This window comes from Amycolatopsis sp. NPDC051373, assembly GCF_040689465.1.
Taxonomy (GTDB): domain Bacteria; phylum Actinomycetota; class Actinomycetes; order Mycobacteriales; family Pseudonocardiaceae; genus Amycolatopsis.
On record NZ_JBFBAE010000020.1, the window covers coordinates 53,776 to 72,439 of the forward strand.

19 protein-coding genes are annotated in these 18,664 nt (G+C 71.8%); 13 read left to right on the forward strand and 6 right to left on the reverse strand.

All coding sequences use genetic code 11. From position 1 onward, the window contains the following. Positions 1 to 47: 47 nt before the first annotated feature. Positions 48 to 3,572 carry an indolepyruvate ferredoxin oxidoreductase family protein gene (locus AB0383_RS32250; RefSeq protein WP_366189340.1) on the forward strand — a complete coding sequence of 1,175 codons (3,525 nt, stop codon included), beginning with the start codon at positions 48 to 50 and terminating at the stop codon, positions 3,570 to 3,572. Between the two features lie 28 nt (positions 3,573 to 3,600). Here the strand turns inward: AB0383_RS32250 and AB0383_RS32255 are convergent, their stop codons facing one another. After that, a complete protein-coding gene (locus AB0383_RS32255; RefSeq protein ID WP_366189341.1) occupies positions 3,601 to 4,305 on the reverse strand; it encodes a hypothetical protein in 705 nt (234 codons plus the stop codon). Here AB0383_RS32255 and AB0383_RS32260 point away from each other — a divergent pair. The 3 genes from AB0383_RS32260 (at position 4,274) to AB0383_RS32270 (ending at position 6,086) form a co-directional block, all read left to right on the forward strand. Further along, positions 4,274 to 4,957, forward strand: a complete 684-nt coding sequence (locus tag AB0383_RS32260; protein WP_364184721.1) for an FUSC family protein — start codon at positions 4,274 to 4,276, stop codon at positions 4,955 to 4,957. The genes AB0383_RS32255 and AB0383_RS32260 overlap by 32 nt on opposite strands. Further along, positions 4,915 to 5,397: a hypothetical protein gene (locus AB0383_RS32265; RefSeq protein ID WP_366189342.1), complete on the forward strand. Its 483-nt coding sequence runs from the start codon at positions 4,915 to 4,917 to the stop codon at positions 5,395 to 5,397. Before AB0383_RS32260 ends, AB0383_RS32265 begins: the two co-directional genes overlap by 43 nt. A 272-nt stretch (positions 5,398 to 5,669) precedes the next feature. Next, the gene (locus AB0383_RS32270) at positions 5,670 to 6,086 is read left to right on the forward strand and encodes a hypothetical protein (protein WP_364184725.1); all 417 of its coding nucleotides are present in this window, start codon (positions 5,670 to 5,672) and stop codon (positions 6,084 to 6,086) included. A gap of 83 nt (positions 6,087 to 6,169) precedes the next feature. Here AB0383_RS32270 and AB0383_RS32275 read toward each other — a convergent pair whose 3' ends face one another. Further along, complete coding sequence (locus tag AB0383_RS32275; protein ID WP_366189343.1) at positions 6,170 to 7,477, reverse strand: MFS transporter; 1,308 nt, start codon at positions 7,475 to 7,477, stop codon at positions 6,170 to 6,172. 34 nt (positions 7,478 to 7,511) lie between these two features. Then, positions 7,512 to 8,441 (reverse strand): dihydrodipicolinate synthase family protein, encoded by a 930-nt coding sequence (locus AB0383_RS32280; protein WP_354869614.1) that lies wholly within the window; start codon positions 8,439 to 8,441, stop codon positions 7,512 to 7,514. A gap of 88 nt (positions 8,442 to 8,529) precedes the next feature. Here AB0383_RS32280 and AB0383_RS32285 point away from each other — a divergent pair, with 88 nt between their 5' ends. From AB0383_RS32285 to AB0383_RS32310, 6 genes are all read left to right on the forward strand, one after another. After that, entirely contained in the window at positions 8,530 to 9,555 is a 1,026-nt protein-coding gene (locus AB0383_RS32285) for a LacI family DNA-binding transcriptional regulator (RefSeq protein WP_366189344.1), read from the forward strand. Between the two features lie 116 nt (positions 9,556 to 9,671). Further along, positions 9,672 to 10,373: a phosphatase PAP2 family protein gene (locus tag AB0383_RS32290; protein WP_364184733.1), complete on the forward strand. Its 702-nt coding sequence runs from the start codon at positions 9,672 to 9,674 to the stop codon at positions 10,371 to 10,373. Positions 10,374 to 10,490: 117 nt separating this feature from the next. Continuing rightward, entirely contained in the window at positions 10,491 to 11,876 is a 1,386-nt protein-coding gene (gene murC / locus AB0383_RS32295) for a UDP-N-acetylmuramate--L-alanine ligase (protein ID WP_364184735.1), read from the forward strand. Between the two features lie 73 nt (positions 11,877 to 11,949). Further along, positions 11,950 to 12,735 (forward strand): nucleotidyltransferase domain-containing protein, encoded by a 786-nt coding sequence (locus AB0383_RS32300; RefSeq protein ID WP_364184737.1) that lies wholly within the window; start codon positions 11,950 to 11,952, stop codon positions 12,733 to 12,735. Positions 12,736 to 12,807: 72 nt separating this feature from the next. Further along, complete coding sequence (locus tag AB0383_RS32305; protein WP_364184739.1) at positions 12,808 to 13,173, forward strand: hypothetical protein; 366 nt, start codon at positions 12,808 to 12,810, stop codon at positions 13,171 to 13,173. Positions 13,174 to 13,193: 20 nt separating this feature from the next. Next, positions 13,194 to 13,433 (forward strand): hypothetical protein, encoded by a 240-nt coding sequence (locus tag AB0383_RS32310; RefSeq protein ID WP_366189345.1) that lies wholly within the window; start codon positions 13,194 to 13,196, stop codon positions 13,431 to 13,433. 152 nt (positions 13,434 to 13,585) lie between these two features. On the opposite strand, the gene AB0383_RS32315 is transcribed toward AB0383_RS32310, so the two are convergent. The 3 genes from AB0383_RS32315 to ligD (AB0383_RS32325) form a co-directional block, all read right to left on the reverse strand. Next, positions 13,586 to 13,954, reverse strand: coding sequence for a DUF5313 family protein (locus AB0383_RS32315; protein ID WP_364184741.1), 369 nt, complete (start codon positions 13,952 to 13,954; stop codon positions 13,586 to 13,588). Between the two features lie 91 nt (positions 13,955 to 14,045). Further along, positions 14,046 to 14,909 (reverse strand): non-homologous end-joining DNA ligase, encoded by an 864-nt coding sequence (gene ligD / locus AB0383_RS32320; protein ID WP_364184868.1) that lies wholly within the window; start codon positions 14,907 to 14,909, stop codon positions 14,046 to 14,048. Continuing rightward, complete coding sequence (gene ligD, locus AB0383_RS32325) at positions 14,909 to 15,853, reverse strand: non-homologous end-joining DNA ligase (RefSeq protein ID WP_364184743.1); 945 nt, start codon at positions 15,851 to 15,853, stop codon at positions 14,909 to 14,911. The genes ligD (AB0383_RS32320) and ligD (AB0383_RS32325) overlap by 1 nt, the downstream gene beginning before the upstream one ends. A gap of 212 nt (positions 15,854 to 16,065) precedes the next feature. Between ligD (AB0383_RS32325) and AB0383_RS32330 the strand changes: the two genes are divergently transcribed. Genes AB0383_RS32330 through AB0383_RS32340 form a run of 3 tightly spaced genes read left to right on the forward strand, consistent with a single transcriptional unit; the run spans position 16,066 to position 18,618 of the window. Further along, positions 16,066 to 17,001 (forward strand): dienelactone hydrolase family protein, encoded by a 936-nt coding sequence (locus AB0383_RS32330; protein ID WP_364184745.1) that lies wholly within the window; start codon positions 16,066 to 16,068, stop codon positions 16,999 to 17,001. Further along, positions 16,986 to 17,774: an ABC transporter ATP-binding protein gene (locus AB0383_RS32335; RefSeq protein WP_220242138.1), complete on the forward strand. Its 789-nt coding sequence runs from the start codon at positions 16,986 to 16,988 to the stop codon at positions 17,772 to 17,774. The genes AB0383_RS32330 and AB0383_RS32335 overlap by 16 nt, the downstream gene beginning before the upstream one ends. Further along, positions 17,749 to 18,618: an ABC transporter permease gene (locus AB0383_RS32340; protein ID WP_364184747.1), complete on the forward strand. Its 870-nt coding sequence runs from the start codon at positions 17,749 to 17,751 to the stop codon at positions 18,616 to 18,618. Before AB0383_RS32335 ends, AB0383_RS32340 begins: the two co-directional genes overlap by 26 nt. Positions 18,619 to 18,664 lie beyond the last annotated feature (46 nt).

An 18,664-nucleotide genomic window follows, 5' to 3' on the forward strand; every position in this document is an offset into this window, starting at 1 on the left:
CCAGACCGCGCACTGATCTTGCGCCGTGAGAAGCTGAGGTTTCTCCTGTGTCCCGCCCCACAACGGTCCCACCCGGGCCCCACCACGCCCCTGCGAGAGGAGCGCCCCACGTGCTCACCGAACCGGTTTCGCTGGACGACAAGTACGTCGCCGACCACGGGCGAGCGTTGATCTCCGGCGTCCAGGCGCTCGTGCGGCTCACGCTCGAGCAGCGCCGGCTCGACGAGGCCCGTGGTCTCGACACGCGCGTGTTCGTCTCCGGCTACCAGGGTTCCCCGCTCGGCGGGCTGGATCAAGAGCTCGGGCGCGCCAAGAAGTTCCTCGACCCGGCCGGTGTCGTGTTCCGGCCCGGGGTGAACGAGGAGCTGGCCGCGACCGCCGTCGCCGGCACGCAGCTGCTCGGCAACGTCCCCGGCCGCCGCCACGCCGGCGTCACCGGCTTCTGGTACGGCAAGAACCCGGGCCTGGACCGCGCGGCCGACGCGATCCGCCACGGCACGCTCGCCGGCACCGCCTCGCTCGGCGGCGCGGTGGCGTGGATCGGCGACGACCCGGCGTGCAAGTCCTCGACGGTGCCCAGCTCGTGCGAGCCGATGGCCCAGAGCCTGGCCATGCCGCTGCTCGCGCCCGGCAGCGTCGCCGAGATCATCGAGTTCGGCCTGCACGCGGTGGCGCTCTCGCGGGCAAGCGGGCTGTGGACCGGGCTGAAGATCGTCGCGGACATCGCCGACGCGTCGGCCACGGTCGACATGCACACGCTCAGCCACGGCATCCCGATGCCGCCCGAGACCCTCCGCCCGACCGGGCGCGCGCTCGTCGGCGCGCCCGCGCTCGACGCCGAGCACGACATGTTCACCCGCCGCCTCGACCTCGCGCGCGCGTACGCCCGCGCGGCCGGCCTCAACCGCGTCACCTTCACCGCCCGCGCCGCCAAGCTCGGCGTGCTCGCGTCGGGCACCGGCTACGCCGTGGTGCAGCGCGCGCTGCAGGATCTGGGCCTCGACGAGGCCGCGATGGAGGCGCTCGGCCTGCGGCTGATCCGCCTCGCCATGCCCTACCCCCTCGACGCCGACGTGCTGGCCGAGCTCACCGAGGGCCTCGACGAGGTGCTCGTGGTCGAGGACAAGGTGCCGTTCCTCGAAGGCCACCTCAAGGAAGCGCTCTACCGCCGCCCTGGCGCGCCCAACGTCGTCGGCCGCCACGACGAGACCGGCCGGCCGCTGCTCACGGGCCGGGGCCAGCTCGTCGCGGAAGACGTGGCGAAGGCGCTGGTCAAGCGCATCGAAGCCGTCGTCGGCCCGGACCGGCTGCCGCGTACCGCCGCCGTGCACCTGGACGCGATCACGCCGCCGCGCCCGGCGCGCATCGCGCTGCCCACCGCCGCCGCGCCGCGCACGCCGTTCTTCTGCTCCGGCTGCCCGCACAACGTCTCCACGCGCACGGGCGACGACACGCTCGTCGGCGTCGGAATCGGCTGCCACGCGATGGTGGCCATCGACGGCGCGGGCCGCGGCCACCAGATCGGCCTCACGCAGATGGGCGGCGAGGGCGCGCAGTGGCTCGGCCTCGCGCCGTTCACCGACGACCGCCACTTCGTGCAGAACCTCGGCGACGGCACGTTCCACCACTCCGGCTCGCTCGCCATCCGCGCGGCCATCGCCGGCGGCGTGACCATGACGTACAAGCTGCTCTACAACGACGCGGTCGCCATGACCGGCGGCCAGCGCGCCGAGGGCCGCCTCGACGTCCCCTCCATCACGCGCCTGCTGGCCGTGGAGGGCGTGCGGCGGATCGTGATCACCACCGAAAGCCCGGCCGACTACCGCGCGATCACGCTCGACCCGATCGCGTCGGTGCGCCACCGCGACGACTTCGCCGAGGTCGAGGCGGAGCTGGCCGCCACCGACGGCGTCACCGTGCTGATCCACGACGACCGGTGCGCGGCCGAGGAGCGCCGGCTGCGCAAGCGCGGGCAGCTGCCGACGCCGGCCGAGCGCGTGGTCGTCAACGAGCGCGTGTGCGAGGGCTGCGGCGACTGCGGCGACGTGTCCACCTGCCTGTCGGTGCGGCCGGTCGAGACGGAGTTCGGCGCAAAGACGCGCATCCACCAGTCCTCGTGCAACAGCGACTTCACCTGCCTCAAGGGCGACTGCCCGTCGTTCCTGCTCGTGACGCCCGGCACGAAGAGGCCGCGCCGCGAGGTGCCCGAACTCCCTGTGGTGCTGACGGAACCGGCGGCGCGGCTGTCCGAAGTGGACACCGTGCTGATGCGGATGCCCGGCATCGGCGGCACGGGCGTGGTCACGATCTCCGCCGTGCTGCAGATGGCCGCGCACCTCGACGGCCGGTTCGCCGCCGGCCTGGAGCAGACCGGGCTGGCGCAGAAGGGCGGCCCGGTCGTCTCCGACATCCGGATCTCCAAGTCGCCCGTGACCGGTTCGCTGCGGGCCTCGCGCGCGACCGCCGACGTGCTCGTGGGCTTCGACCTGCTCGGCGCGGCCGACGCGGGCAACCTCGCCACCGCGCGGGCGGGCCACACCTTCGCCGTGGTCAACACGGCGCTGGTGCCCACGGCCGCGATGGTCACCCACCGCGTGGTGCTGCCCGGTTCGAACGACGACGCGCTGGAGAAGATCAGCGCCGTGACCCGCGACCTCGTGGCGCTCGACGCGAACGAGTTGGCCGAGGAGCTCTTCGGCGACCACATGCCGGCGAACATGCTGCTCATCGGCGCGGCCTACCAGCACGGCGTGGTGCCGATCTCGGCCGACGCGATCGAGGCGGCGATCCGGCTCAACGGCACCGCCGCGGAGAAGACGCTGGCGGCGTTTCGCTGGGGCCGCGCCGCGGTCGTCGACCCGGCCGCCGTGCGGGCCGCCGCGATCTCACCGGCCGTCGCGGAAGTGGCGGTGGACGCGGTGGCCGCGACGATCGCCGCCGGCGACTTCGAGCAGGTGCTGGCGCCGCGCGTCGCGGACCTGATCGGCTTCCAGGACGAGACCCTCGCGCGCCGCTACGCCACCCAGGTTCGCGAGCTGGCCGCGGAGGCGGCCGAGCGCACGGACGCCGACACGGGGGCTCGCATCGCCGCCGCGTACGCGCGTGGGCTGCACAAACTGCTGGCGTACAAGGACGAGTACGAGGTCGCGCGCCTGCACCTCGACCCGGTCGAGCAGGCACGGCGGGCGGCGGAGTTCGGCGCGGACGCCGACGTCGCCGTGCTGCTGCACCCGCCGGTGCTGCGCGCGATGGGCATGAAGCGCAAGATCCGCCTGCGCGGCCGCACCGCCACGGTGGCCTTCCGCGCGCTGAAGGGGGCCCGCCGCCTGCGGGGCACCCGGGCCGACGTGTTCGGTTACGCGAAGGTCCGCCGCGTCGAGCGCGCACTGCCGGGGGAGTACCAGCACCTCGTGGAGCGCGGCCTCGCCCACCTCACCCCGAAGACCGCCGACGCGTTCGAGGAGCTCGCCGCGCTGCCCGACGTCGTGCGGGGCTACGAGGACATCAAGCTCGCCAACGTCGAGACCTTCCGCGCCCGCGCGGCGGAGCTGCTGGCCACGATCACCGCCTGAGCGCTCCCCGTCCCGCTCCACAAAGGACTCAGCCACAAACGCCCGGCCCGGGAATGGCGCCGCTGCTGCCGGGGTGCGAGGCTTCCGCGGGAAGAAGCGCGAAGACGGTGAGGTGCGGGTGAACGTTCTGGCGCGCGGCGGCGGCATGCTCGTCGTGATCCTGGTGGTGGTCGGCGGCACGGCCGGGCTCGGGGCGGTGCTCGGCCTCGGTGGCACGATGATCCTCGCCGGGCTGACCGCGTTGTTCTGCTTCATCGCGGCCAACGGCGGCCCGCTCGTGCCGGACCTCAAGCTGCTGGCGGCGTTCGCGCCGGCGGTGGTGATCGGCGCGGCCGGGCCGCGGCTGCTCGGGCAGGTCTCGCACGCCGCGGCGATCGCGCTGCACGTGCTCGTGGTGTTCTGCTCGGCGTTGCTGCCGGCTCTCGGCGCGCGGTACGTGACCGTGGGCCTCGGGCTCGGGATGTCGTCGGTGTTCGGCTGCGGCTTCCAGCTCACGGGCGCGGCGAGCGTCGGGCAGATCCTCGGCGCGCCCGCGCTGGCCATCGGCGTGGTGTTCGTGCTGCGACTGCTCACGGGCCTGGGCGATCCGGGCAAGCCGACGCGCCGCGCTCGCCGGCGCGCTGGCCGGACCGGACCGCGAGAGCGCCGAACGCGCCGTTCGGCTGTGGCTGGCCGACCGGCCGCTGCGCTGGCAGGCGCGCGTGGTCGCGGCGGGTCTGCGCTGCCACGGCACGGCCGCGGTGCTGCGCGACCGGCTGCGGGTGCTGGACGCGGGCCAGGCGGCGGCCGTCACCGCGGTGCTGGCGGCCGCCGAGGCGGCGCTGACGCAGCTCGCGGACGCGGTCCGCGCCAAGACCCTCGACCCGGCCGGCGGACCCGAGTTCGAGCGCGTCGACCCGGAGATCGGCCTGCCCGGCGACACCCGCGTGCTCGTCGAGGACCTGTGGACGGCGCTCGCCGCGGTGCGCGAGGCCGTCTCGACGCGTGAGGAGTCCCTTGTGGACTTCCCACGCCACATCGTGCGCACGGCGTTGCGCCGCGAGGCCGCCGGCGCGTTGTCGTGGCGCTCGGCCCAGTTGCGCCACGCGGTGCGGTGCGCGCTGGGCATGCTGCTGGCCGTCGTGATCGCGTCGTTGCGCCCGGGAGACCCGCTCACGGTGTCGTTCCTGATGACGACGTTCGCGATCATGCAGCCCGAATGGCGCGACACGCTGGCGAAGGTCTGGCAGCGCGTGGCCGGCTCGGTGGCCGGGGCGGTGGTGCTCGTGCTCGCGCTGTGGCTGCTGCCGCTTCGGCGCTGCTGCCGCTGGGGCTCGTCGCGCTGCTCGTCGGGTTCCCTTTCATGCAGGCGCAGCCGATGGTGTTCAACGCGTGCATCGTGCTGATGAGCGTGAGCGTCAACGCGGTGACCAAGCACCTCGACCCCGGCGCGACGCTCGCGGAGTACGTTCTGCTGGTGGCTCTCGCCGTCGCGATCGCGCTGCTGTTCGGGTTCGCCGCCGTGCCGGGGGTGCCGAAACCCCCGGTGGCGCAACGCTTTTCGGACGCGACGGCCGCGATGGGCGAGCTGCTCGGATCCGTCGCCGCGCGCCTGCGCGGCGACGCGCGCGAGGTCGGCCCGCGCTTCCGCACGGCCGTGCGCACGCACCAGGACCTGCTCGCGCCCGAACCGGCACGGGCGGCCCGGACTCCACTCAACGCGACGCGCTCGACGAGTCCGTGGAAGGTCTGCGCGGCCTCGCGGCGTCGGCCGGCGCGCTGCTCCAGCGCCGCACCGGATCGGCCGAGCCGGCCGGCTTCACCGCCGACGCCGCCGCGGCGCTGACCACCGGTGCGCCGCCGCCCTCCCGGCCGGACCTGCCGGACGAGGAGGAGCGGCTGCTCGCCGATCTGGTCCTCGCCGACGTGCTGCGGATCAGCCACGGGCGCGCGGTCCTGACCCCGGCGTGAATGCGATTCATTTTCTGCGGAGGAATTCGCGGCAACCCTAAGTCATTCCTAAATGGCCACTTTCGAGGTGCGCCGCTCGGCTGTTCCGTTGTACGTTCGGTTCGCGGCGAGATGATCTTGCCGCTCCTACTGGAGGGAACAGAACACATGGGGAAGCGGATTTCGCGGATCGGTGCGCTCGTCGCCGCGATCGCGGCGGCCGGCACGCTCGTGGGTGGGGCGGGGGTCGCGAACGCGGCGCCTGCCAACGCGTGCACCGACCCGCACCAGGCGTCGGGCATCATCGGGAAGTGGGGCCCGGTCAGCAAGTCGAGCTGCGCGATCTTCGGCCACGCGGGTTTCCGCGCGGGTTACGGCTGGAACGTACAGGAAGGCACCAACCAGTCCGCGTGCGTCCAGGGCTGGGGTTTCGACGCCAAGCACCCGAAGGGCGGCTGGTTCAGCCTCGGCTGTGGCAAGAGCGGCAAGATGACGGTGCCGTGGGGCAACACGGCCGCCAACCCGCAGGTCCGGGTCAAGAGCATGGGCGGCAGCATCGCGGTGATCGTCGACTGGCGCCAGTGAGCTGATCCCGGTGCCCGCCGGTCATTCCCCGGCGGGCACCGGAACCATTGTCCGGAAATAGCAATTCTCTCAAACGGCACTGCCTATTCGATGGCCACGATGTCGCGTCCGGTTCGGTCCGGCGCTATCGCGGAGAAAACAATCCCCGCCAACGGGCCCAGAATGCCCAGCGCCAACGCGAGCGGAATGCCGCCGCCCGCCAGGGTCAGCGCGAAAAGCGGGTACACGCCGGCGCCGAGGCCGCGCCCGACGTAGTAGCTGCTGTTCGCGCCCGTGGACCGGATGCGCGTCGGGTAGTACTCCGACATCCACACGCCCAGCACGCCGAAGCCGCCGCAGGCCGCGGCCGACCACATCAGTGCCCAGAACGTGGTGTCGCCCCAGAAGGACGAGCTCACGTGGTCCGTGCCGCTCAGCACCTGGCCGAGGAACCAGCCGAAGCCGGCCACGCCGAACACGCAGGCGGCCAGGAACGCGTACTTGCGCCGCACCAGGTCCGACAGCGCGCCCGTCGCCGAGTAGGCGAGGATCGTGAACACGTAGCCGATCAGCACCACGCCGCTCGCCGTGCCCAGCGGCAGGTGCTGCACCTTCAGCAGATACGTCGACAGGTACACGCCGACGGAGTTGGTCGTGAGGAACATGGCCGTGGACAGCACCATGAAGATCACGCTGCCGTAGACCACTTTCGAGCGGAACACGTCGAGGATCGGCACGCGCGTGCGCCGCAGCTCAGGCGGCACGGTGCCCTCGCGCAGCCGCCGTTGGTACTCGAGCCAGTGACGCGACTCCGGCAGCAGCCGGAACGCCGCGAGCCCGATCACCACGCTCACCACGCCGATCACGACGTAGCCGGTGCGCCAGCCCAGGTCGTTGCCGAACCAGGACAGGCACGCGTAGAGCACGCCGACCGTGACGATCTCGCCGAGGAAGTACATCGACTGGATCAGCCCGCCCATCGTGCCGCGACGGGTGGTTTTCCAGCACTCGGTGAACATCGAGAACGACAGGCCGAACAGGCCGCCCATGCCCAGGCCCGCCAGCAACCGGGTGGCCAGGAACGTCCCGAAGCTCGGCGCCAGCCCGCCGAGCACGGCGGCGACGCCGAACGCGAGCACGGAGATCGCGTACGTGCGACGGCGCCCCAGCGTGTCGCCGAGCCAGCCGAACAAGAAACCGCCCGCGATCGAGGCGAAACCCTGGAACGTCGCCACGCTCACCAGTGCCACCGTGGACACGTGCAGGGAGCCGGACAGGTAGGTGAGCGGGTAGCCGACGAGGTTGATCTCGGCGCCGTCGAACAACGAGCCGAGGAACGCGAACACGAGGATGAACCGCAGCTCGCGGCGGGACCCGGTTCTCGCTGGTGCCTCTGCTGACACAGCGGTCATTGATGTGCCTTCCGAAGCGGTGGGGGAGGGAGGGTCAGAGCACCTTGCCGAGACCGGCGTGGGCGAGAGCGGCGGCGACCTCGTCGTCGGCCTCAGGAGCGAGCGGCAGCAGCGGCGAGCGCACGTAGGCGTTGGGGATGACCCCGCGCTGCACCAGGCCCAGCTTCAGCGCGACGCTGCCCTCCATGTGCGAACCGCGGTGGTACACGGCCTTGGTCAGCGGCAGCAGCCGGTCGTGCACCGCGCGCGCAGCCGGGTAGTCGCGGCGCTTGCCGGCCTGCAGCAGCTCCCACATGCCCTCGGGTGCCAGCGCGCCGTAGCCGACGAGCGCGCCGTCGACGTCGAACATCGTGTGCAGCAGGTACTCGTCGTGGCAGGTGAGGATCTGCAGGTCGGGGACCTCCTTGCGCAGCACCGGGACCTCGGTGTCCCAGCGGCGCATGTTGCGCACGCCGTTCTTGATCGCGAACACGGAGTCGAGCTCGGCGATCTTGAGCTGTTCGGTGAGGTTGTAGCTGGCCTTCGTCACGTCCGGGTACTGGAACAGGATCTGCGGCAGGCCGGAGATCTCGCCGACGATGCGGTAGCGGTCGGCGGCGGCGCCGGGCTGGAAGCCGAAGCGCAGCCAGCTGTGCGCCGGGTAGAGCAGCACGCCCGCCGCGCCCGCCTCGCCGTAGCGCTTGGCCTCTTCGCCCGCGACGCGGCTGCCGTCGCTGATCACGCCGGTGATGATGGGCTGCTTGCCCTCCACGGCGTCGACCAGGGTTTTCACCACGTCGCCGCGCTCGGTCTCGGTCATGCTGGCGCCCTCGCCGGCGTGCCCGTTGCACACGATGCCCTTGACGCCCGGCAGGCCGGCGAGCCAGCGACCGTGCACTGCGAGGGCTTCGTGGTCGACGTCGCCGCTCTCGGTGAACGGGGTGACGCACGCCGGGACGAGGCCGCGCAGATCCAGAGACTTCATGACACTCCCTTGTTTCAGGCTGTGCAAACGATGAGGGAATCGGTTGCACAACGGTAGGCTGCGGGTTGCCCGAGAGTCAAGGAGCCGCATGAGCGAGCGAACACCGGAGAGCACCCGGGAGCCGGGGGCCCGCCCGACGATCAGCGACGTCGCGCTGGCGGCCGGCGTCAGCAAGTCGACGGTCTCGCGCGCGCTCAACCCCGAGCACCGGTTCTTCCGCAGCCCGTCGGCGGCGCGGATCCGCGAGATCGCCGAGGGCGTGGGCTACGAGCCGAACCCTGTCGCGGCCAACCTGCGACGCCAGCAGACCAACACGTTCGGCGTGCTCGTGCCGCGGCTGACCGACACGGTGATGGCGATGTTCTACGAGGAGGTCGCCACGGCGTGCACGCGCCGCGGGTACCACGCGCTGGTCGCGACCTCGCACGACGAGCCGCAGCTGGAACGCGAAAACGGCCGGATGCTGCTCGGGCGCCGCGTCGACGGCCTGATCCTCACCACCGCACGCACCGAAGGTGGCTTCTGCCAGGAACTGCTCGAACGCGGGGTGCCGCACGTGCTGGCGATGCGCACGTTCGGCGACAACGCCGCGGCCGTGGGCGACGACCGCCTCGGCGGCTACCTCGCCACGCGGCACCTGCTGGACCTCGGCCACCGCCGCGTCGCTCTGGTCGCGGGTCCGGCGTATGCGTCCAGCGCGCTGGGCCGCCGGGCCGGTTACGAGGACGCGTTGCGCGAAGCCGGCCTCCCGGCAGTGGTGCTGCCCTCGACGTTCAGCATGGAGAGCGGCGAGGACGCCGGGCGCGCCCTGCTCGCCCTCGACCCGCGCCCCACCGCGGTCTTCGCCGTGAACGACAACACCGCCGTCGGGCTGCTCTCGGCCGTGCAGCGCGCCGGTGTGCGCGTGCCCGAAGAGCTGTCCGTGGTGGGGTACAACGACATTCCGCTCGCCGCGCGCCTGCCGGTGCCGCTCACCACGATCCGGGTCCCGTTCACGGAGATCGCCGGTGCGGCCGTGGACCTGCTGATCGACGCGGGCGCCGGGGTGCCGGCCACCACGCGCCGGTTCGCGCCGACGTTGATCCCGCGGGGGACCACGCTGCGGGTGGGGTGAGGAGAGGCCCCGTCCGTCCACAGGGGACTGCTCCGTGCGGAACCAATGCGCAGTTGTTGCAGACCCATGACATTTCCCGGGCCCGCCGCGGACGAAGCGTTGGCAGGCTGGACGGGGTGAACAACCGAGTGCTCAGCATCGCCTGGCGGCTGGTGGCCGCCGTCCTCCTCGTCGTGGCGACGGGGGTGACGTACTTGCTGCTGGTCCGCACGGAGTCCGGTCAGGAGGCCGACCAGCGGGTCCTGGAGACGTTCGACCCGTCGTTCACCCGCGCCTCGGGGGAGGTGCCGCTGCCGCTGGAGGTCCCGGTGCCGGTGCTGTTCACCCTCGCGCTCGTGCTGGTCGTGGTGATCGGCCTGGTGCGGCGCGCGTACCGGCGCACGACGGCGGCCGTCGGGCTGCTGGTCGTGGTCGCGGGCTTCGCCCAGCTGCTCAAGGTCGCCCTCGACCGGCCGAACCTGGCCGAGCGCATCCACTCCACGAGCAACAGCTTCCCCAGCGGCCACGTGACGGTGGCGGCGATGAGCGTGTTCGCGCTGCTTCTCGTGCTGCCGCGTGTGGGGCGGTTCGTGGCGGCGCCACTGGGCGTGGCGTGGATCGTCGCGGTCGGCGTCGCGACACTCACCGTCGGCTGGCACCGCCCCAGCGACTGCCTCGGCGGTTTCTTCCTCGCGGCGGCCGGCTACGCGCTGGCCTCGGCGTGCGTGGTCGAGCGCCGCGGCCCGCGGCTGCCGGCCGACGCCACCACCGTCGTCCTCGCCGCGCCGCAGCCCGCGCCCGGGCACCCGGACCGGCAGCCGTTCTCCGTGCCGCGCTGACGGATCGGCACACGGCTGTTGCCTTGCCGCGACAGAGAGCGCGCGGTCCGGGGACATGCCGGCCGCACCCTCGAATCCGGGGACAGCGAGTCCTCACCGGACACAAGAGGGTGCGTGATGAACGAGCTGACCGTGCGGGACCTGGGCCACGTGTACCTGATCGGCATCGGCGGGGTGGGGATGTCGGGCCTCGCGGAGATCCTGCTGCGCCACGGGGTGCCGGTGAGCGGCAGCGAGGTGGGCGACCGGCCGGCCCTGGCGTTGCTGGAAGACCTGGGCGCCACCGTGCACCGCCGGCACTCGGCCGGGCACCTCTGGAACGCCGACACCGTGGTGTACTCCACCGCGATCCCCGACGACCACGTGGAGCTCGTCGAGGCCCGCGATCGGGGGCTGCCGCTGCTCCACCGGTCCGAGGCGCTCGCGGCGGTGCTGGCGGGGCGCCGCGCGATCACGGTCGCGGGGACGCACGGCAAGACCACCACCACCGCGATGATCACGATCGCGCTGCGCGCCGGTGGGGCCGACCCGTCGTACGTGATCGGCGGCGACGTCCGCACGCTCGGTTCCGGCGGCGTCGGGTCGGGGGAGCACGTCGTGGTGGAGGCCGACGAGAGTGACCGCTCGTTCTTCGCCTACACGCCCGAGGTCGCGGTGGTCACGAACATCGACTCCGATCACCTCGACACTTACGGCGACGTCGAGGGCCTGCAACAGGCGTTCCTCGACTTCTGCCGCCGCGTGCGCCCCGGCGGTTTCGTGGTGACCAACGCCGACGACGAGCGGTGCCGCCGCCTCACCTCGGCGCTGCGGGCGGAAGGCCGGACCGTGTACACCTACGGCGAGGCCAACGACGCCGACCTCGTCGTGGTGGGGCTTTCTTCGGTGACCACGGGGATCCGCTACGACGCCGTGCTCGACGGCGCCCTCGTCGGCGCGGTGCACGTGCCGGTGGTGGGCAAGCACCTCGGCCTCAACTCCGCGGCCGCGCTGCTCACCGCGCAGCGCCTCGGCATCCCCGGCGCGGCCCGCGCCTTACGCCGTTTTCCGGGCGTCCGCAGGCGGTTCGAGCTGCGCGGTGTCGCGCGCGGTGTGCGGGTGTACGACGACTACGCCTGCCACCACACGTCGATGGCCGCTTCGCTGACGGCGTTGCGGTCGGTCGCGCAGGAGCACCGGCTGGTCGTGGTGTGCCAGCCCAACCGCGCGTACCGCGTGCGGCAGTTCCTCGGCGAGATGGCCGATTCGCTGAGCCTGGCGGATCAGGCGGTGGTGCTTCCGGTGTTCGGCCCCGGCGAGACCGTCGCGGCGGGTTATGACGGCGAGGCGCTCACCGCCGCGATTCCGTTGCCGGAGAAGGACAAGGTGTACGCCGAGTCCGGCTCCGTCGCGTGTGCGGAGGTGGTGCGGCGCGTGCAGCGGGGCGACGTCGTGGTGACCATCGGGTCGCCCGAGATGGCGGCGCTGGCCGGCCGCATCGTCGAGGCGCTGCACGAGGGCTGAGCGCTTATTCGCGTGCCGGTCGGAGCGGTCTCGTGCTACTTTGCTCGACTTTGCTCCTGCCGAAAGGAAGGTCATGACCGTTCCCGCGCTGCACCGCGAGTTCCTTGACGACGTGCTCCCGAAGATCGGCCGCGACCCACGCGTGGCCGGGGTGGCCGTCGGTGGCTCGATCGCCCATGGCGAGCCCGACGTCTACTCCGACGTCGACATCCTCGTGGTCGTCGCCGATGAAGCGTTCGATGCGGTGATGGCCGAGAGGTTCGCGTTGATCGGCTCGTGGGTCGACCTCGTCGCGGGCTTCACCGGCGAGCACGTCGGCGAACCGCGGCTGGTCATCACCCTGACCGGGCCGCGCCTGCTGCACGTGGACTTCAAGTTCGTGCGGGTGGCCGATTTCGGCGAGCGGACGAGCGACCCGAAGATCCTGTGGGAGCGCGACGGAACGCTGACCCGGGCCCTCGCCGCCGCACCCCTCGCCAAGGAACCGCTGGACGAACAGTGGCTCGAAGACCGGTTCTGGGTGTGGGTCCACTACGCGGCCACGAAACTCGGGCGCGGCGAGCTGTTCGACGTGCTCGGATTCCTGGCGTTCCTGAGGGAAACCGTCCTGGGGCCGCTGATCGCCGCGCGCGCCGGCGTTCCTCCTCGAGGCGTGCGCCGGCTGGAGTTCGCCGCTCCGGAAGAGGCACGTGAGCTGCGGGCCACCGTCTGCGGGTACGACACGAAGGAAGCCGGGGCCGCGGTGCTGGCGAGTATCGAGCTGTACCGGCGCTGGCGCGGCGATGTCGAGCGGCGTGACCGGGCCGAGGAGCTGGCGGTGCGGTACCTCGCCGTCGTGCTGGAGTCGCGCGACAGGTAGCAGACACACTCGGGAGGGCTCCCGCCGTCCGTGGTTACCGTTCCCGGTGATCAACCGGAGGAGGGGTGCGTCGTGGGCGGGTGGCAGGTCAGGACCGCGCGGTGGGTGATGGCCGTGCAGGCCGTGGCGTCGATCGGGATCTGGGTGGTGCAGCTGCTCACGGTGCTCGAACGCCTCGACCACGGCCAGGACGTGCCGGGGCCGGTGTGGCTCGTGCTCGTGCTGAACCCCGTGATCGCGGTGCTCGTCGCCGTGGCCGCGGCGTTCCTGGCGCGGCACGCGTGGGCGGCGACGCTGGGGGTGGCCATGGAGGTGATCGGCGCGGTGAGCGCCCTGATCAGCGTGATCACCGGGTACTACCAGGCCGTGGTGGCGATCCTGCTGGCCATCGCCGTGATCACGCTGATCGTCCGCCGCCGGCAGCCTGCCGTCGTCTGAGCCCGGGAAGGGGTTCCGCCGTGTCACGTTTGCGCCTGGCCGCCGCGGCCGCCGCCGTCGTCCTGCTCGCCACCGGCTGCGCCGGGCCGCCACCCAAGCAATGCGACGAGTTCATGTGCGAAACCGTCGGCTACTGGCCCAGCACCGAAACTCAGATCGAAAACGGTTTCGTCGCCGTGCTCAGCGCCCTCGGCGTCGTCCCGATCGTGCCGCGCAGTGCCAACGGCCCGGCGCGGCGCACCGTCACCATCGGCGGGTAGCGCTTCAGCTGGTGGCGACGAAGCCGAGGATGGCGACGAGCGCGATGAAGACCATGCCCACCCCACGAACGACCGGCGCCCACGCCGGCACGGGCACGTGGGTCCCGGAGAGAGGCCGGGGCGGGGTGGCGTGACAGGGCCCTGCCACGGCGTCACGGCCAGGTTGCGGCACCGCCGCGACGTTTCCGGACTTCTTTGCCGGTGTTCGGGGGGAAGCCGTGCCTGGCGAGACGCACTTCGGCGAGCTCGTCGGCGCTGCCGAGGGTGAGGAACAGGCCCAGCACCAGCGCCATCAGCAACCCGAGCAGAACCAGACCCGCCGGCAGCGGCGTGAGGAACACCAGCAGCAGGAACCCGGCGGTGAGCCAGGGCAGCGCCTCGAAGAACACGCGGAGCGCGAACCGCAGCACCCAGGTCCGGGCGGTCGCGTCGTGCAGCACCCACGGACGGTACTCATCGGGCAGCCGCGCGCCGTAGACGTAGCGCAGCCACCGGATCGGGCCTGGCCGTGGGCTGACCATGACACCAGTGTCGGCGCGGTCGGCGAGATCTGTCCACCTGGTGCCGGCGTCGCTCAGGTGTTCTGCCCGCCGGGCGCCGGTGCGATGCGCGTCAGCCCAGCGAAGCCAGCGCCGCCTCCGCGGAACTCGCGTGCTTCCCCAGATCTCGCCACGGGTCGGCCTTGCGCGCCAGACGTTGCTTCTGCTTCGCGGGCGGCCAGCCGTCCGGGTCCGCCTTGCCGAGCTCGCGCCAGTCGAGCGGAGTCGCGGCCGCCGCGCCGGGGCGTGCGCGCAGGGAATACGGCGCGACGAACGTCTGGGCGTAGCCGTTGCGGTTGGCGTCGAGGAAGATCCGGTCGCCGCGGCTGTCCTTGCGCTGCGCCGTGGTGAGGTGGTCCGGGTCCTCATCGGCCACGCGATCGGCGAGCGCGCGGGCGAGTTCGAGCACGACGTCGGTGTCCGAGCGGGCGTCGAGCGGGGCGAGGACGTGGAAGCCGCGGCCGCCGGTCGCCTGCACGAACGCGGTGAGGCCGGCCTTCTCGTAGTGGCCGCGGATCCTGCGCGCCACCTCGCGCAGGCGCGCCACGGGCGTGCCGTCCGGCGGGTCGAGGTCGAGCACGAGCCGGTCCGGTTGCTCCGGGTTGTCCACAGCGGACAGCCACACGTGGAACTCCACCGTGCCCTGACCGGCGAGGTAGACGAGGGAGTCGGCGTCATCGCAGACCACGTACTCGTCGGAGCCCCCGCCGCGCCGCGGCACGCGTTCGACGTGCAGCCACTCCGGGAAGTGCTCGCCGGGGTGCTTCTGGAACCAGCCCTGGCCGTCGATGCCGTCGGGGTAGCGGCGCAACGTCAGCGGCCGCCCGCGCAGGTGTGGCAGCATCACATCGGCCACCGCCCGGTAGTGCTCGACGACGTCGCCCTTGGTGATCCCGTCCGCGGGGTAGAACACCTTGTCGGGATGGGAAACTTCGATCACGGCTTCTCCCGCACCACGTCGGCCGGCTTCTTGTCGTCGCGCAGGCCCAGGAACCGCGGGTGCCGCAGCCGCCCGTCGCGCGTCCACTCCGAGAACCCGATCTGCGCCACCAGCTCCGGCCGCACCCAATGCGTCCCCTGCTCGCGCACAGCATCCGAGAACGGCGACCGGCCCGCCTCGAACCCGCGCAGCTGATCGTGCAACGACGCCAGCAGCTTTTCGTCGAACCCGGTGCCGACCTTGCCGGCATAACGCAGCTCGTGGCCTTCGTAGTAGCCCAGCAGCAGCGCGCCGAAGCCGTGTCGCGCGCCCTGCGGGTCGGTGAACCCGCCGACCACGAGCTCCTGACCGTGGGCGCACTTGAACTTCAGCCAGTCCGCCGACCGCCCCGAGTGGTACGGCGCGTCGGCCCGCTTCGCGATCACGCCCTCCCAGCCGCGCCGGCAGGCCTCCTCGAAGAACTTCTCACCGTCGGTGTTGCGGTGCGCCGACAACCGCAGTGGATCCGTGAACTCGAACGCGTCTTCGAGGAGGGTCTTGCGTTCGCGCAGCGGCAACGGCGTGGCGTCGTGCCCGTCGAAATGCAGCAGGTCGAACAGGTAGTAGTACACGCGCACGCCGGTCGCCCTCGCCCGCGCGGGATCCGTGAGGTGGATACGCGGCTGCAGCGCGGCGAAGCTGGTGTTGTCCCCGTCGAAGGCCACGATCTCCCCGTCCGCCACGAACCGCGGACCGCCCTGCCGATCAAGCGCCTCGACGAGCTCCGGGTAGGCGTTGTCCATGACCTTGTGATTGCGCGAATACAGCGTCGGAGTACCGCCGTCGCGCACGCAGATCGCGCGCACGCCGTCGAGCTTGCGCTCGAACATCCAGCCTTCGTCGGAGAACCGGCGGTCGGTCAGCGTCGCGAGGGTCGGTTCTCGCCAGCCCGGGGTGCTCATCGCGTTTTCCTTTCGACACCTCGCTTCGGAATGCCCGGCCCGTGGTCGTTCGAAACCCCAGCTCAGTACGGTGCGGAGCCGTCGGTGCTCTCGTCCTGGTGCTCACTGCGCAGCCACGGAGAGTGCTCGCGCCCCGTGACTTCCGCGACGAGTCTTGTCAACGTCCGCTAATTAGCATTACGTTACTAACAAGTCGCTAGTTAGGAGCCAGCGTGGGCTGCAACGAGCACCCGGACCCCCGGTGGGCCCGGCCGGGACGCCATCGGGTCGTCACGAGCGAAGTCGACGAATGGGCGACCGCGGACGGGCAGCGGGTCGCCGTTTTCGCGCAAGAACCGGACGGTGCCGGGGAAAAGCCGGTCGTCGTCCTGTGTCACGGACTGGGCGGGAGCCACCGCGGGTACGCGGGCCTCGGCCACCACCTCGCGTCCCACGGCTACGCGGTGCTGCACCCGCAGTTCCGCGACGCCTTCGAGCTCGCGGGTCCGGCGCTCGGCCTGTCCGGTGTGGACGAACGAACTTGGGCCGCGGATCCCGTGGCCAAGCAACGGATGCACGCGCTGCTGTTCGACCCGGAACACTGGCTGTCGCGGGTCGACCGGGTGCACGCGGTGCTCGACGCACTCGCCGCCAAGCCGAACCTGAGGCCCGACCACGTACTGCTCGCCGGGCACTCGTTCGGCGCCTACACTGCCCAGCTCCTCCTGGGCACGCGCCTGTCCGGCCACAAGACCTTCACCCACCCGGCCGTCGCAGGCGGAATCTTGTTGTCACCGCAGGGAAGCGGCGACCGCGGGCTCACGCCGGGCTCCTGGCACGAGGTCGAACTGCCCCTGCTGGTCGTCACGGGCACGCGTGACTTCGGCGCCCGCGGCGAGGGCGTCGAATGGCGCCGCGAGCCGTACGACCGGGCGCGCTCGCGGTTCAAGCACCTCGCCGTGGTCCACGACGGCGATCACCAGCTCGGCGGAATCCCACACCACGCCACCGCGAACAGCCCGACGGCGGCCGCGATCTCCGCGGTCGCCACGGCGTTCGCCGACCACGTGCACGGCGACCGGGCCGCGGGGGAGTGGCTCGCGAGCGCACCCTTTCCGACGATCCTCGACCACACCCACCAAGAGGAGGCCGCATGTCCGACGTCGTGATCAGCGCGACAGGCGTCGAGCGGACGTTCGTTTCCCGCGGCCACGCGGTCCACGCACTGGGCCCGGTCGACCTGACCGTCGAAAGAGGACAGTTCGTCGCCATCGTCGGCCCGTCCGGTTGCGGGAAGTCGACGTTGCTGCGGATCGTCGCAGGGCTGGCCGCGCCTTCGGCCGGCGAGATCGTGATCGACCGTGCGGACGCGGATTCGCCGCTGTGCTCGATGGTCTTCCAGGACTACGGCATCTTTCCCTGGAAGACCGTGCTCGCCAACGTGCGGCTCCCGCTCGACATCGCGGGCGTCTCGCGGCCGAGGGCGAACGAGGTGGCCCGCGACTGGATCGAGCGCGCCGGCGTCTCCGGCTTCGAATCCGCCTACCCGGCCACGCTTTCCGGCGGCATGCGCCAGCGCGTGGCCCTGGCCCGGGCGTTCGTGGCGAATCCCGAGATCCTCCTGATGGACGAGCCGTTCGCCGCGCTCGACGCGCAGCTGCGCCTGGTCCTGCAACAGGAGCTGTTGCGGGTGTGGGAGGCACACCGGCGCACCATCCTGTTCGTCACCCACGCCATCGACGAGGCACTGTTGCTGGCCGACCGCGTCGTCGTCATGTCCTCGCGCCCCGGGCGCATCCTCGACGACATCGAGGTCCCGTTCGCCCGGCCGCGCACCCGCGCCGCGCGTTCGGCGGCCGAGTTCGGCGCCCTCGAAGACCACATCTGGCGGCTCCTGAAAGGTGAGGTGGAAGAACGTGAGCACGCTCATGACGTCGCATGAGGAGCTCGGAGGTCGTGAGCTCGTCCGGCGCACGCCCGGTCCCGCCGAGCTGGCGCCCCAGCGGCACGCCCGGCGCCGCCGCGGCGTGACCCTCACCCTGGCCTGGGCGACCCCGGTGCTGATCGTCGTGGTCTGGGAGCTCACCGCGCAGTTGGGCATCCTCGACACCCGGTTCTTCCCGGCCCCCAGCGTGATCTGGCAGGCGGGCGTGCAGTCCATTCAGGACGGCGTGATGACCGACGCCATCGTCGACACCGTCCGCAAGCTCGTGATCGGCTACGGGATCGGCGTCGTCGCGGGCGTGGCGCTCGGTGTCCTCCTCGGACTGTCGTGGATCGCCCGGGCTGCGCTGGAACACACGCTGGTCGCGTTGTACACGCTGCCGAAGCTGGCGCTGTTCCCCGTGTTCTTGCTCATCTTCGGCCTCGGTGGTCTGCCGCAGATCGTCCTGGTCGGCGTGTCCGTGTTCTTCATCGTCGTACTCGCTTCCACCGCCGCGGTGCTGTCGGTCGAGCAGGGCTACCGCGACGCCGCGGAAGTACTCGGCGCGAAACGCACCCAGCTGCTGCGCCACGTGATCCTCCCCGCCGCGCTGCCCGCCATCGCGACGTCGATCCGGCTGACCGCGGGCATCGGCATCCTCGTGATCGTCGGCATCGAGATGGTGTCGGGCGACAGCGGCCTCGGCTACCTGATCTTCCAGCGCTCCCAGGTGTTCGACCCCGCGACGATGTACGCCGGCGTGATCATCGCCGGGGTGATCGGCGTGGCCTTCACCGGCCTCGTCAGCCTCGCGCTGAAGTTCGCCGTCCCCCAGCAGCGGCCGCGCCTGCGCCGGTCCTGAGTCCCTCCCCGTCCCCCACCCCTTCCCGTGTTTTCCTCAGGAGAGC